This is a genomic window from Massilia sp. TWR1-2-2 (genome assembly GCF_049897565.1).
Lineage (GTDB): Bacteria > Pseudomonadota > Gammaproteobacteria > Burkholderiales > Burkholderiaceae_D > JAFCUW01.
Map to the genome: position 1 here is coordinate 20,859 of NZ_JAFCWM010000022.1, position 13,407 is coordinate 34,265.

Below are 13,407 nucleotides of genomic sequence, written 5' to 3' on the forward strand. Positions count from 1 at the left end.
TCGCCGCCTTGTAAGCGGCGAGACATTGTACCGTCCCTACCTGAACAGCAGCGTATCGGACAGGATCGTCGTTTCCGTCATCGGCGTCGTCAACGGCAGCATGCCCGGCGGGCGTGCGCCGGCCGCATTCGGCGGCAGGCCGGGGATCCGCTCATGGATGAAGATGCGCGACAGTTCATCCGAATTCAAGTCGAAGCGAAAGTGCAGCAGCTGGCCGCCCATGCCGTACAGGGAGAGGGTCCAGTTGCTGGTGTGTTCCAGCGTCAGCGGCCGGCCGTTGATGCTGGTGCGCAGCGTGCCTGCGCCTTTCAATGTGACGTCGATGTTCGGCACCTCCGGCTTGGCCTGCAGCGTGAATTCGACCGAGCGACCCTTCGGCAGCACCTCGTCCTTGAGCACCCGGATGTCGGGATAGTCGAGTCGGTGGTCCGGCGCCCGCGCCAGCCACATTTTCGGGCTGTTGTGGCCGAACGCGTCGACCTGCACCTGGGGCCGGATGGCGTTCGGAAAGAACTGCTTCGACCACGCGTCGAGCGGTACGGCCGGCAGCATCCAGTACGACTTCCAGTTGTACGCGTCCTTCAGGTAGGCCATGCGGTTCGGCTGCGGAATCGGCGCCGATCCGTAAGGCGGGATGGTTGCCGCGACGGCGATGCAAGCGGCGCACATCGCCAGCAGGCCGCGCACCACAAAGCGCCGCTGCGCCGTCAGCAGCAGCGCCGTCAGGCCAAGCAGCAGGGCCAGCGCCGCCATCGGCAGGTTCATGTTGTCGGGCGAGGTGACGGTAAATATCTGCGGCACCAGCGGCGCCACCAGCAGCAGCGCCGGCACCGAGCCGGCCAGCAGGATCAGCGCGCGCTGATAGCCGCGCAGGCGATTGGCGAACGGCGAATACAGCGCGCCGTATGCCAGCAGCGTGCCGGTCAGCGGCCAGGCCAGCGCGTAGCTCGCGCCAGGCAGCTTCCACGTTGCCAGCGGCAGCAGGATGGCGATCAGCAGCAGCGGGCCGAGCGCCGCGGCGGCGTGGCCGACCGCGCGCCGCAAGCCGCGCTGGAACCCGATGAACATGGCGGCGCCGAGCGCCGCGAAGCCGGCCAGGAACCATTGGTCGCCGGCGCCGGCGCCGTTGCTGCGGAAGTCGTGGCCGGTGTGCAGCGACGGGAACGCGGTCCAGATCAGGAACGTGGCCAGTGCACCGATAACACTGATGAACACGAAGCCGAGCGCGCCGTTGACGATGTCGCCCGGCCCGGCGTCGCGGCGATACACCGCCATCCAGCAGACGATGACGAACAGCAGGCAGGTCACGCGCGTCAGCATCCACGTCGCTTCGGCCGGATAGTGGACCACGCCAAAGCCCGGCAGGTTGAAGTACACCGCGGCGCCGGCGATGCGGGTAGCAGGCGCATCGCCGAAGTGGCGTGCCAGCGCGGTCATGGTCTCGCCCATTGCCCGCACGCTGGCCGGGTCAAGTCGGTCCGGCGTATCGCGCGAGCCGAACGCATGGCCGTTGCTGCTTTCAAGGTTGGCAAAGTGCAGGCGCGCGCTGCCCAGCGTGTCGAGCGCGCCCATGTCCGGCGTGCCCGGCATGAACTGGTACACCGCCTGCATCAGCGACGAGCCGCGCGGGTTTGGCGCCGCCCTGGCCCAGCCGCCGATGGCGCCGCGGTTGTCGCCGCTCGAGCCGATCAGCACCGGCGCGCCGGCGCTGCCGCGGCCATCGAAGCGGATCACCACGCCGGCGCGCTTGGCCAGCCGATGCTGGCCGGCGAAGGCGCGCGCGCCCAGGCCGCCGACGTTCTCGCCGTCGGCGAACAGCACCAGCAGGTCGTTGGCGCGCGGCGCGCCTGCCTGCAGCATGCGCAGCGTTTCCAGCATCGCCGCCACCGGCGCTGCCGACGACGCCGCGCCCACGCTGCGCTCGGCCGTGTCGTAGCTGGTGGCGAGCAGCAGCGCCGGCCGGAGCGCATGGCCCGGCGCGTTGCCCGGCACCTGCACCACGATGTTGTTGACCACGCCGAGCGCGACGCGCGCATTGTGTTGGCGGTCGATCCAGGTCTTTTGCGCGGTGGCGGTCTGCACCTGCGGCTCCAGTCCCATGGCCCGCAGCTGCGCGACGATGTACTGGCGCGCCTCGGCATTGGCGACGCTGGCGACCGGGCGCGGCGTGGCGGCCAGGAAGCGCACATCGGACATCGCGCGCGGTGTAGAAAAGCCGGCGGTTGCCGCTGGCGTCGCCGAAGGCGCCGGCGGCGCCACGGGCCGCAGCACCGCCCAGGCAAGCGCCGCGCATGCGAGCAGCGTCGCGGCGAGCTGTGTGCGCGGCAGGCTTGGAGTAATCAGCATGATGGTGTTTCCCGTCTCTTGTTCTGGTGTCTGGCAGTGGTTGGCTTGCAGCGCAGTTGTGGCAATGGCGACCGCTTGTTTCGGTGGTAAAAAAACCCCGCCCGGCTGAGGCGAGGCGGGGAAAGGCTCAACTGGTAACGGTTAGTCCAGCGTCCAGACATAGGCGATCTGCGCCCAGCCTTGCTCGGCGACGCCGCCATTGGTGGCCGGCTTGAACTTGCAGGTGCTCAGCGCGGCCACGGCAGCCTTGTCGAGTTCACTCGAGCCGCTCGAACTGTGGATGCGCGAACCGGCCACGCGGCCGTCGGCGCCGACCAGCAGGGCCAGGGTCACCGTGCCCGATTGGTTTTTGCGTACGGCATTGACGGGATAATCCGGCCTGACGCAGCCGTTGGCGCGAAGATCGCGTGAAATACCGCGACCACCGCGATCTTGCTTGCCTTGCTGCTGTGACCGTTGTTCATGTGCGAGAAGTGCATGGCGATCTCCTTGTTGTAGCGGCTGGGAGTAATCAAATTTACAAGCGGAAAGAACGTTAAGAAACTAAGCTATGGAAGAAATATATGCCATCTACTAGCAACTGAACAGCTATTTCGTAGCATTTCTGATGAGCCTTCTATGAACGCGGAGGAGAACAGGCTGGCAGAATTGCCCCTCGCGCCCCGCGTCGATGTGTGAAATAATCCTAACGTCAGGAATATGTTTCCGTTCGATGGCATCTTCCGTTGCCAGCTGATGGTAAGTCGATAGAGCAGGCGCCGCGGCGCCGCAGGGAGAGCAAATGGAAGCTGTAACCAAACCGGTCCGCGTGATGCTGGCCGACGACCATCCGATCGTCATGACCGGCTTCGCGCTGTCGCTTGAAGGCGTCGGCATGGACGTGGTGGGCCAGGCCCGCGCGCCCGAAGAAGCGGCCACCATGTATGCGGACCTTCTGCCCGACGTGCTGGTGCTCGACATCCGCTTCGGCACCGAGCTGACCGGGCTCGATGCGGCGCGCTCGCTGCTGGGCGCCTACCCGGCGGCCAATATCGTCTTTCTCAGCCAGTTCGACCAGGACAGCCTGATCAAGGAAACCTACCGGCTCGGCGCGCGCGCTTTCGTCACCAAGGATTGCGATCCGGCCGACCTGGCCACCGCGGTGCGCCATGCGAACGAGGGCAAGCTGTACTTCCTGCCGCAGATCGCCGAGCGGCTCGCCAACCTGTCGGTGCGCGGCGACGTCTCGCCGCAGTCGCAGCTCGACCAGCGCGGGCTGGAGATATTCAAGCTGATGGCCGAAGGCCTGACCAACGCCGAAATCGCCGAGAAGCTGGAGCTGTCGACCAAGACGATCAGCAATATCAGCCAGTCGATCAAGGAAAAGCTGGGCGTGCACCGCCAGGCCTACATTACCAAGCTGGCCGTCAAGCACGGCCTGATCGAACCCTAGTGCGAGCCGGCGCGCGGCGGCGGCTGTTGGCGGCGGCGCTGTTCGCGCTGGCCGCGCCGTTCGCCTGCGCCGAGCAGGTGCACGGCTACCGCTTCCATATCGTCACCGGCGACGACAGCGCGCAGACGCGCCGCATTGCCGACGACCTGTACCAGCGGCTGGTGCCGCTGTCGGCGATGTTCCGCACCGAGCTGGCGCAGCGACGCCGCATGGTCTACATCGCCATCGGCCCGGCCGCGCTGCGCGACGTCGCCGCCCGCAAGGACGACTGCGTCGTCATCTCCGCCTTTACCTCCAGCGCCGTGTGGCGGGCGGTGGTCGCCGGCGCCACGCCGGCGCGCGCAGCGGCGATGACGGCGGTATATGCGGAGCCGGCGCCGGCCAGCCAGCTGCAGCTCGCCGCGCTGCTGTACCGCCGGCCGGTCAAGGCCGCTGTCATCCTCGGCGCCGAAACGGCGCATCTGAAAAGCGTTCTGCACGGCGCCGCCGCGCTCGAGGAACTGGCGCCGGGCGAGGACATCAACCGCGTCCTCAATCGCATCGCTTCCCACGAGGTGCTGTTGGCGATGCCCGACAGCGGCGTCTACAACGTCGACACGCTGCGCAACATCCTGCTGTCGACCTACCGCCACAAGCAGGGCGTGATCGGCTTTTCGGCCGACATGGTCAAGGCCGGCGCGCTGGCGTCGACCTACTCGGAGATCGAAGATATCAACGCGCAGGTGGCCGACATGGCAGCCGCCTTTGTCGCCACCGGCGAACTGGCGCCGCCGCAGTTTCCGCGCTATTTTCAGACGATCATCAATGAGGGCGTGGCGCGCTCGCTCGACCTCGATGTCGGCAGCGCCGCCCGAACGTTCGCGCGCCGAGCGCCGGCCCGGCCGCGATGAAGCCGCGCTTCTGGCAAAGCTGGAGCATCGGCACCCGCATGATCTTCATCACCATGCTGCCGGTGGTGTTCCTGTTTGCGTCGCTGATTGGCTACTCGTGGTTTTCGCACCGCGCCCAGGTCGCCGAGGAGCTGGCTGAGCGCGGCCGCATCCTGGCCCGCGCGCTGGCCGAAACGAGCGAGTACAACGTTATCTCCGGCAACCTGTCCGACCTGCGCCTGACCATCAATGGCCTGGTCCAGTCGGACAAGAGCATCTACCGCATCGACGTGATGGACACCAATCACAAACCGGCCATCAGCGTCGCCTCGCAATTTGCCGTTCGCGCCGAGCCGCATTTCTACGAGGCGCCGATCAACAAGCAGGTGATCTGGGTGAACCTGTTTTCCGACAATGGCGCGCCCCACGTATCGGGCCCGAGCGACACCAAGCCGCCGACCCAGCCGGCCGAAGTAGTGGGCTGGGTGCGGGTGACGATGTCGCCGACGAACATGCTGGCCAAGCAGATGCGCCGCTTCCAGATCGAGGTGGCGATGGCGGCGCTGGCGCTGGCCGTCAGCGGCGCACTGGCGTGGTTCCTCGCGCGCAGCCTGACCTTGCCGCTGCGCGCGTCGATCGGCGCGCTGCGCAAGATCCGCGGCGGCGACTACCGCTCCGACCTGCCGGTGACGACCGGCGGCGAGATCGGCGAGCTGCAGGAATCGATCGCCGAAATGTCGCTCGCGCTCGACCAGTCCAAGCAGCACCTGGAGAACAAGGTCGACGAGCGCACCCGCGACCTGGTCGCCTCGCGTAACGAGGCGCTCAAGGCCGACGCCGACAAGCGCAAGCTGATCCAGAAAGTAAATTCCATCGTCGAGGACGAGCGCAAGAGCATCGCCATCGAAATCCACGACGAACTCAATGCTTCGCTGATCGCCGCGCGGCTCGAATCGCAAAGCATCCTGCGCCTGGCCGGCCAGGCGGGGGAGGGCGCGGCCATCGAGCAGATCAAGCAGAAGTCGCAGGCCATCACCAAGCTCACGCTCGACCTGTATGCCAGCGGGCGGCGGCTGGTGCGGCGCCTTCGTCCCGAGGTGCTCGACATGCTTGGCCTGCACGGCGCCGTCGAGGAAATGATGCGCCATTACGGCAGCGATTCCGGCTGTCGTTTCGACTTCCATTCAGAGGGCGATTTCTCGCACCTCGAAAACGAACTGGCCATTTCCGCTTACCGCATCATCCAGGAAGCGCTGTCTAACGTGATCAAGCACGCTATCGCCACCCACGTACAGGTGTCGCTGACGCTGTCGGCGGCCGTGCTGCATATCGAAGTGGCAGACAACGGCGCCGGCTTCGACGTCGCCGGTGCGTCCGCCGGCATCGGTATCATTGGCATGCGCGAGCGGGTGTACGCGCTCGGCGGCACCATCGGCTTCGCGTCGGACGCCAACGGCACCGTCGTCGCCATCGCGCTGCCACTTGGCGCGCCATCTGCTGTATCGTAGCGAAATCGCTTTTTTACCTATACCCGCCATGAACGAACTCCTCACGCCCTACGAGCAGGGCAACAAGAACCAGACCACCACCTGGGCCGAATGCGTCGCCTGGTACGAGATGCTGGCGCAGCGTTTTCCGGCGGTGCTCAGTTTTGGCCAGGTCGGCACGTCCGACGCCGGTGTGCCGATCCACGCAGGCGTGGTCAGTGCCGACGGCGTGTTCGACCGCGCCCGCATCAAGAGCGAAGGGCGGCCCGTCTTCTTCAACAACAACGGCATCCATCCGGGCGAGCCGGAAGGCGTCGATGCCTGCATGGCGCTGGTGCGCGACTTCTGCGTCGAGCCGGCGCGCCTGGCCGCGCTGGGCGAGACGGTGTTCCTGTTCGTCCCGATGTACAACGTCGACGGCAGCCTCAATCGCGCCGACACGTCGCGCGTGAACCAGGACGGGCCCGAGCAGTTCGGCTTTCGCGGCAACAGCCGCCACCTCGACCTGAACCGCGACTTCGTCAAGTGCGACACGCTCGCGGCGCGCGTGTTCAACCAGCTGTTCACCGCGTGGGACCCGGATGTGATGGTCGACACTCATACTTCCAACGGCGCCGACTACCCGTACACCATGACCTTGATCCACACCCAGGCCGACAAGCTTGGCGGCGCGCTCGGCGCCTTCCTCACCGACACCATGCTGCCGGCGATGTTTGCCGACATGGCCCGGCGCGGCTGGCCTACCTGCCCGTACGTCAATCCCGTCAAGGACAGTCCGGACCACGGCATCGCCGAATTTTTGGAGACCCCGCGCTTCTCGACCGGTTACGCCGCGCTGCACCACACCATCGGCTTCATGCCCGAGACGCACATGCTCAAGCCCTTCGCCGACCGCTACGACTCGATGCGCGCGCTGGTCGAGAGCGCGCTGGCGTTCACGGTTGAACATGCGGTGCAGATCGAGGAACTGCGGCGCGCCGCGAAGGACGAAGGCAAGACGCGGCCCGAGTGGCCGGTGCACTGGTCGATGGACGAATCGAAGCCATCGAGTTTCCGCTTCAAGGGCTATGCCGCCAAATATTCGCCAAGCCTGTTGGGCGACTACACGCGCCTGTCGTACGACCGCAGCGAAGCGTGGGAGCGCGACATCGCCTACTTCAACAGCTTCCCCGCCGACGTCACGGTCAAGGCGCCGCGCGCCTACGTGATTCCGCAGGCGTGGCGCGAAGCGATCGAGCGGCTCGAGTGGAACGGCGTGCAGATGACGCGCCTGGCGGCCGACACCGCGATGGACGTCGACTATTATCAGGTCAAGTCGGTGGTATCGCGCGCGAATGCGTACGAAGGTCACATGTTCCACGATGACGTGGTGCTGGAAAAGCGCAGCGGGCGGGTCAACCTGCGGGCCGGCGACTATGTCGTCGCGCTCGACCAGGACCAGGCTCGCTATGCGGTCGAGATGCTCGAGCCGCAGGGACACGACAGCTTCTTCCGCTGGGGCTTTTTCAACAGCGTGCTGGAGAAAAAGGAAGCGTATTCCGATTACGTATTCGAAGACCATGCGCTGGACCTGCTGCGCGACGAGCCGGAGCTGAAGGCCAAATTCGAAGCATGGAAGGGCGCCAATGCGGCGCTGGTGTCGGACCAGGGCGCGGTGCTTGACTTCATCTTCGCCAATTGCCAGCGCTACCGCGAACCCGAGTGGAGCCGCTACCCCGTCTTCATGCTCGCCTGGCGCCAACGTTAGAAAAAATCGCCATTCTTCCAGCCGTCATTGCTGCCACTGGCAGAAATGACGGTCATTCGTGTGGTGGTCTGGATTGCTTGTTGGCCGCGATCCAGCGATCCACCTTCGCTTCGAGCAGCGACAACGGCAGCGTGCCATCGCCCAGCACTACCTGGTGGAACGCCGGCAGACTGAACTTCGGACCCAGCGCGGCAGTCGCGCGCGCCCGCAACTGCGCGATCTTCAGCGATCCGATCTTGTACCCCAGCGCCTGTCCCGGCCACACCATGTAGCGCTCCGTCTCGCTCTTGGCGACGTCGGAGTAGCCCAGCGTATCCTTCATGTACTGGATAGACTGCTCGCGCGTCCACCCCTTCGCATGCATGCCGGTGTCGACCACCAGCCGCACCGCCCGCAGCATCTCGTCGCTCAAGTGGCCGAAGTAATCCTCCGGCTTGTCGAACAGCCCCATCTCCTTGCCCAGCGTTTCCGCATACAGCGCCCACCCTTCGGTGAACGCGTTGTTGCCGCCGAATTTACGGAAGTTCGGCAGGTTCAGTTCCTGCAGCAGCGCGATATGGAAGTGGTGCCCCGGCTGCCCTTCGTGCAGGAACAAGGTCACCATGCCGGTGCTGCCGTACTGCTTCGGATCGTTCACCACCGACCAGAACACGCCAGGCCGCGAGCCGTCCGCCGCCGGCGCCGTGTAGTGGTCGGACGCCGTCGCGCGGCTCAGTTCAGGCTCGAGCCGCAGGTCGAGCGGCGCCTTCGGCGTCAGCGTGAACAGCGCCGGCAGCTTGGTGCGCAGCTTCGCATCGAGCTCGCGGTACACGTCGATCACCTGCTTCTCCGTGGTGAACGGGCGGTACTTCTCCTGTTCCGCGACCCACGTCGGCAAGCCGTTGGCCGGCCCGGTGTAGCCCATTTTCGGTCCGACCACGCCAAACTCGCGCTGGATGCGCGCCACTTCCTGCAGGCCGATTGCGTGGATTTCTTCCGGCGTCATCGTCGTCGTGGTCTGGCTGGCCACGCGTGCCATGTACCACTCCATGCCACCTGGCAGTGCGCTCCAGCCGGTGCTGGTGCGCGCCGCCGGAATGTATTCGTTCTCGAGGAACGTGGCCAGCCGCGCCAGTGCCGGCGCCAGCTTCTTGTCGATCGTCAGGCGGTACGCCGCGGTGAGCGATTTTTTATCGGCCGCCGAAAAGCCGGCCGGCAGGTTGGTGATCGGCGTATAGAAGATGCTCGCTTCCGGCGTCGCGCTGACCAGCTTCTTGAACTGGGGCAGGGCGGACAGCATCGGCGCCTTCGGCTGCGTGATGCCCTGCTTGACGCCTTCGCGCATGTTGGCGATCGCCTGGTCGATCCACGCCGGCAGCTGGTTCAGCCGGTTCAGGTAAGCCCTGTAGCCCTTGACGCTGGTGAGCGACTGCGCCGCCTGGCCGCCGGCGTAGTTCGCCAGCGTCACCGGCATGCTGTCCATCTGGTCGATCGGCAGCAGGTGCTGCGGGAACTTCTCCAGGCTGAGGATCGATCGCAGTTCGTATGCCAGGATGTCGTAATTGACCTGGCCCTTCGCGCTCAGCGCATTGCGCGAAATGCTGCGCAGCTTGTCCTGAAAGCCGCGATACAGCCCGTACTGGCGCGCGCGCATCGTCGGGCTGATCGACATGCCGATCTGGTCGTCGAAGCGGCCGTCGCCGTTTTCGGTCGCGCCAACCGGCTCGAAGCGCGCCACCGCATCGTAGTACTGGCTGGCCAGCAGGTCGAGCTGTTTGCCGGCTTGTGTGGCGCCGGCGGTATGTGCGGCGGCTGCCTTGGCCGTGGCCGCGCCGGCTGGCGCGCAGGCGATCAGGATCGCGGCGCCGATCGCGCCGAGCGTGAAGTGCTGTTTCATGGGTTCCTGCCTTTTTGTTAGTAGCTTGCGAGCGGCACCGGAACGCCGTCCTTGAAGGTGTAGATCGTCACCGTCGACGTCTTCAGGTTGCCCTTGGCGTCGTACGCGTAGTTGCCGACCACGCCCTTGTGGCTCATGTTGTGCATCGCCGTCGCCACCACCGACGGGTCGAGCGAACTGGCGCTGCGGATGGCCTGCGCGATGAACATCGTCTGGTCGTAGAACGGCGCCGCATACACGTCGGGATTCTGCTTGAAGCGCGCCTTGTAGCGGGCCTGGAACGCCGGCCCCGCTGCCTGCTTCTCGAGCATCGCGCCGGCCTGCGCGCACAGCACGTTGCTGCCGACCGCGTCGCCGCCAAGCTTGCCCATCTCGGGGCTGCACAGGGTGTCGCCACCAAGCAGCCTGGCGTTCAGGCCGAGCTGGCGCATCTGGCGCGCCATAGGCGCTGCCTGCGGCGCGTAGCCGCCGAAGAAGATCGCATCGACCTTCTTCGATTTGAGCGCCGTCAGGATGGCGGCGAAGTCGGTCGCCTTGTCGGTGGTGAATTCATGCGCGGCGATGGTCATGCCGGCCGCCTTGGCCTGGCGCTTGAATTCGGTGGCGATGCCCTGGCCGAACGCGGTGCGGTCGTCGATCACGCCGACGTTCTTCAGCTTGAGCTGCTTGGCCGCATAGTTCGCCACCGAGGAGCCGACCTGGGTGTCGCTGGCGACGATGCGAAACACCGCGCCGTAGCCGCTTTCGGTGATCTTCGGATTGGTGCCGACGGTCGACATCACGATGCCGGCGTCGTTGTACACGCGCGACGCGGGAATTGCCACGCCCGAATTGTAAGGGCCGAGCACGAAGCGCACGCCGGCGTCGGCAAACTTCTGCGCGACGATGACGCCGGCCTTCGGGTCGCCCTGGTCGTCTTCCGACATCAGTTCGAACCTGAGCGTCTTGCCGCCCACCGCCGCGCCTTTTTTGGCGTTGAGTTCTTCGATGGCGAGACGCACGCCGTTTTCGTTGTCCTTGCCGGCGAACGCGTTGGCGCCCGACAGCGGGCCGGAAAGGCCGATCCTGACCACCTGGTCTTGGGCGCTGGCGGCGCCGCACAGCATCAGCGACGCCAGCGCCAGCGGAATGATTTTTTTACGGGTCATCGGAAAATCTCCTGGTGGTTTTTTATGTGGGCAGCTTATGCGCGATCAGGTCGAGCGGCAGCGCCGTCGAGTACTTGATCTGCTCCATCGAAAACGCCGACGACACCCCGGTCAGGTTCGCCGTCGTGATCAGCTTCTTGTAGAACCGGTCGTAGCCGCCGATGTCGGTGGTGACCACCTTCAGCAGGTAGTCGACGTCGCCGCTCATGCGGTGAAACTCGAGCACCTCCGGCAGCGCGATCACCGCGGCGGCGAAGCGCGCCAGCCACGCTTCATCGTGGATGGTGGTGCGCACGCTGACGAACACCGTCACCGGCAGCCCCACCTTGTTGCGGTTGATGAGGCTCACCCGGCTTTCGATGTAGCCCTCTTCCTCGAGACGCTTGACGCGCTTCCAGCACGGCGTGCTCGAAAGCCCCACGCGCTCGGCCAGGCTGGCGATCGACAGCGTGGCGTCGCCCTGCAAGGCGGCCAGTATCGCGCAATCGAACTTATCGAGTGAATTCATCATCGCTTTTCGCTCATATCGGAATGTCCATGCTGGATTCAATGAAATAAAGAGAAAATATAGCATGTATTCCCTTGGGCAACGCCGTACCATATTACCCAACAAAATCGCATTCAACACCTCTTTTTGATCGTCCCGCCATGCACAGCGAAATCTACCTCGACGCCAACGCCACGTCGCCCACCCTGCCCGCGGCGATCGCCGCCGCCGCCGATGCGCTCGGCCAGCGCTTCGGCAACCCGGGCAGCAGCCACGCGGCTGGCCTGAAGGCCAAGGCGATGCTCGACGCCGTGCGTGCGCGGGCGCGTGGCCTGATCGGCGCGGGCGACGGCCAGCTGACGTTTACCAGCGGCGCCACCGAAGCGATCCAGACGGCGGTGCTGTCGGCGCTGTGCGCGGTGCGCGCGCGCCAGCTGCAGGGCCTACCGGTGGGCGAACTGCTGCTGTACGGCGCCACCGAACACAAAGCGGTGCCCGAATGCCTGGCGCACTGGAACGCGCTGCTCGGCACCGGCCTGGCGCTGTGCGCGCTGCCGGTCGACGGCGACGGCCTGCACCGGCTCGACGTGCTGCGCGAGCTGGCGCCGCGCGCGGCCATGGTCTGCACCATGGCCGCCAACAACGAGACCGGCGTCATTTCAGACCTGGCCGGCATCGAAGCGGTGCTGGCCGACTGCGCGCCCGCCGCCCTGTGGATGGTCGACAGCGTGCAGGCGCTCGGCAAGCTGCATCTCGACCTGGCCGCCACCCGCATCGACTACGCGCCGTTTTCCGGCCACAAGCTGTACGCGCCGAAGGGCATCGGCATGCTGTACGCGCGCGCCGGCGCGCCCTACACCGCGCTGATGGCCGGCGGCGGACAGGAAACCGGGCAGCGCTCCGGCACCGAGAACATGGCCGGCATCGCCGCCCTCGGCGCGGTGCTGCGGGCGCTGGAAGACGGTGACGGCTTCAGTGCAGCGGCCCAGCTGGCGCGGTTTCGCGAGCAGCTGACCGACGCCCTGCGCCAGGCATTCCCCGGCGTGGTCTTCAACATGCCGTTCGCCGGCTCGCTGCCGACCACCCTCAATTTCTCGGTACCTGGCATGGCCGGCAAGGAGCTGCTCGACCTGTTCGACGCCGCCGCCGTGCGCGTCAGCGCCGGTTCGGCCTGTTCCGCCGCGCGCGCCGCGCCAAGCTTCGTGCTCGAGGCGATGGGCCTGCCGGCGTGGCGCTGCGCCGCCGCGGTGCGCATGTCGTTCGGGCCGATGGCCGACCAGGCCTTCATCGACGCTGCGTGCGCGCGCATCCGGCGCTGCGGCGAAGCCTGGCGCGCCTGTGCAGGCCTGGTGCGCGATGCCGCCGCGCTCGACAGCGGCGGCACCGACTGCACGGGCGCCGTGCTGGCGCCGGAGGCGCTGCAAGCGTTCCTGCTGGCGCACCCGGATGCGCGCCTGGTCGACGTGCGCGAAAGCTTCGAATACGCGCTCGGCCAGGCGCCGGCCGGCAGCCACGGCGTCGAGAACGTGCCGCTGTCGCGCCTGCGCGGCGAGGCCGCCGAATGGCTGCGCGGCGAGCAGCCGCCGCTGGTGTTCATCTGCCGCAGCGGCAGCCGCAGCCTGAAGGCGCTGCACTACCTGCATTCGCTCGGCTACCGCAACGCCTTTCATGTTGCCGGCGGCTTGGCGCTGGCCGCCTAAGCACCGGGTCCACCGGGGGGCCACCGGGGGGCCACCGGGGTCAGTGCTACCGGGGTCAGTGCCGACATTCGGACACGGCCTCAGCGCTACAGACCGGAGCGCGGATGAGCCTGTGTCCGATTGTCGGCACTGACCCCGCTGTGAGGTGGCACGCGGCCAGGGGCCTCGCGCTGGGCGCCTGCGCAGGTCCCGCCACGGGCTGGCCGAGGCGTACTGTACGCTGGCGCACAGTCATTTGCGCCGCCATGCGGTACCATCGAAGCAGCCGTTCGCTCATGCTTTCCCGCTTTGAACCGACCCGGTCGCAACCCGCTG

Annotated in this window: 11 protein-coding genes; 5 read left to right on the forward strand and 6 right to left on the reverse strand. The window is 66.4% G+C overall.

The window, feature by feature from the left end; genetic code table 11:
• Positions 1–36: 36 nt before the first annotated feature.
• The 3 genes from ACP7DD_RS19350 to ACP7DD_RS19360 form a co-directional block, all read right to left on the reverse strand.
• Positions 37–2,346, reverse strand: coding sequence for a M28 family peptidase (locus ACP7DD_RS19350; protein ID WP_426176431.1), 2,310 nt, complete (start codon positions 2,344–2,346; stop codon positions 37–39).
• Between the two features lie 141 nt (positions 2,347–2,487).
• Positions 2,488–2,679 carry a TonB family protein gene (locus ACP7DD_RS19355; protein WP_426176432.1) on the reverse strand — a complete coding sequence of 64 codons (192 nt, stop codon included), beginning with the start codon at positions 2,677–2,679 and terminating at the stop codon, positions 2,488–2,490.
• Positions 2,676–2,825 (reverse strand): hypothetical protein, encoded by a 150-nt coding sequence (locus ACP7DD_RS19360; protein WP_426176433.1) that lies wholly within the window; start codon positions 2,823–2,825, stop codon positions 2,676–2,678. The genes ACP7DD_RS19355 and ACP7DD_RS19360 overlap by 4 nt, the downstream gene beginning before the upstream one ends.
• Before the next feature lie 302 nt (positions 2,826–3,127).
• Between ACP7DD_RS19360 and ACP7DD_RS19365 the strand changes: the two genes are divergently transcribed.
• From ACP7DD_RS19365 to ACP7DD_RS19380, 4 genes are read left to right on the forward strand one after another with little or no spacing between them, the layout of a single operon-like run.
• Positions 3,128–3,778: a response regulator gene (locus tag ACP7DD_RS19365; protein ID WP_426176434.1), complete on the forward strand. Its 651-nt coding sequence runs from the start codon at positions 3,128–3,130 to the stop codon at positions 3,776–3,778.
• Positions 3,778–4,668 carry a hypothetical protein gene (locus ACP7DD_RS19370; RefSeq protein WP_426176435.1) on the forward strand — a complete coding sequence of 297 codons (891 nt, stop codon included), beginning with the start codon at positions 3,778–3,780 and terminating at the stop codon, positions 4,666–4,668. Before ACP7DD_RS19365 ends, ACP7DD_RS19370 begins: the two co-directional genes overlap by 1 nt.
• On the forward strand, positions 4,665–6,155 hold the full coding sequence (locus ACP7DD_RS19375; RefSeq protein WP_426176436.1) for a HAMP domain-containing sensor histidine kinase: 1,491 nt from the start codon (positions 4,665–4,667) through the stop codon (positions 6,153–6,155). Before ACP7DD_RS19370 ends, ACP7DD_RS19375 begins: the two co-directional genes overlap by 4 nt.
• A 28-nt stretch (positions 6,156–6,183) precedes the next feature.
• Positions 6,184–7,881, forward strand: a complete 1,698-nt coding sequence (locus tag ACP7DD_RS19380) for a M14 family zinc carboxypeptidase (RefSeq protein ID WP_426176437.1) — start codon at positions 6,184–6,186, stop codon at positions 7,879–7,881.
• 52 nt (positions 7,882–7,933) lie between these two features.
• Here the strand turns inward: ACP7DD_RS19380 and ACP7DD_RS19385 are convergent, their stop codons facing one another.
• The 3 genes from ACP7DD_RS19385 to ACP7DD_RS19395 are packed head-to-tail and all read right to left on the reverse strand — an operon-like array spanning position 7,934 to position 11,413.
• Positions 7,934–9,757, reverse strand: a complete 1,824-nt coding sequence (locus tag ACP7DD_RS19385; protein WP_426176438.1) for a DUF885 domain-containing protein — start codon at positions 9,755–9,757, stop codon at positions 7,934–7,936.
• A gap of 17 nt (positions 9,758–9,774) precedes the next feature.
• A complete protein-coding gene (locus ACP7DD_RS19390) occupies positions 9,775–10,905 on the reverse strand; it encodes a branched-chain amino acid ABC transporter substrate-binding protein (protein WP_426176439.1) in 1,131 nt (376 codons plus the stop codon).
• A gap of 22 nt (positions 10,906–10,927) precedes the next feature.
• Entirely contained in the window at positions 10,928–11,413 is a 486-nt protein-coding gene (locus ACP7DD_RS19395) for an Lrp/AsnC family transcriptional regulator (RefSeq protein WP_426176440.1), read from the reverse strand.
• A gap of 140 nt (positions 11,414–11,553) precedes the next feature.
• Between ACP7DD_RS19395 and ACP7DD_RS19400 the strand changes: the two genes are divergently transcribed.
• Complete coding sequence (locus ACP7DD_RS19400) at positions 11,554–13,092, forward strand: aminotransferase class V-fold PLP-dependent enzyme (protein ID WP_426176441.1); 1,539 nt, start codon at positions 11,554–11,556, stop codon at positions 13,090–13,092.
• Positions 13,093–13,407: the final 315 nt, after the last annotated feature.

Coding starts and splice junctions, on each gene's coding strand:
- ACP7DD_RS19390 (WP_426176439.1), bottom strand. CDS start 10,905: ATGACCCGTAAAAAAATCATTCCGCTGGCGCTGGCGTCGCTGATGCTG.
- ACP7DD_RS19380 (WP_426176437.1), top strand. CDS start 6,184: ATGAACGAACTCCTCACGCCCTACGAGCAGGGCAACAAGAACCAGACC.
- ACP7DD_RS19365 (WP_426176434.1), top strand. CDS start 3,128: ATGGAAGCTGTAACCAAACCGGTCCGCGTGATGCTGGCCGACGACCAT.
- ACP7DD_RS19400 (WP_426176441.1), top strand. CDS start 11,554: ATGCACAGCGAAATCTACCTCGACGCCAACGCCACGTCGCCCACCCTG.
- ACP7DD_RS19385 (WP_426176438.1), bottom strand. CDS start 9,757: ATGAAACAGCACTTCACGCTCGGCGCGATCGGCGCCGCGATCCTGATC.
- ACP7DD_RS19350 (WP_426176431.1), bottom strand. CDS start 2,346: ATGCTGATTACTCCAAGCCTGCCGCGCACACAGCTCGCCGCGACGCTG.
- ACP7DD_RS19360 (WP_426176433.1), bottom strand. CDS start 2,825: ATGCACTTCTCGCACATGAACAACGGTCACAGCAGCAAGGCAAGCAAG.
- ACP7DD_RS19375 (WP_426176436.1), top strand. CDS start 4,665: ATGAAGCCGCGCTTCTGGCAAAGCTGGAGCATCGGCACCCGCATGATC.
- ACP7DD_RS19395 (WP_426176440.1), bottom strand. CDS start 11,413: ATGAATTCACTCGATAAGTTCGATTGCGCGATACTGGCCGCCTTGCAG.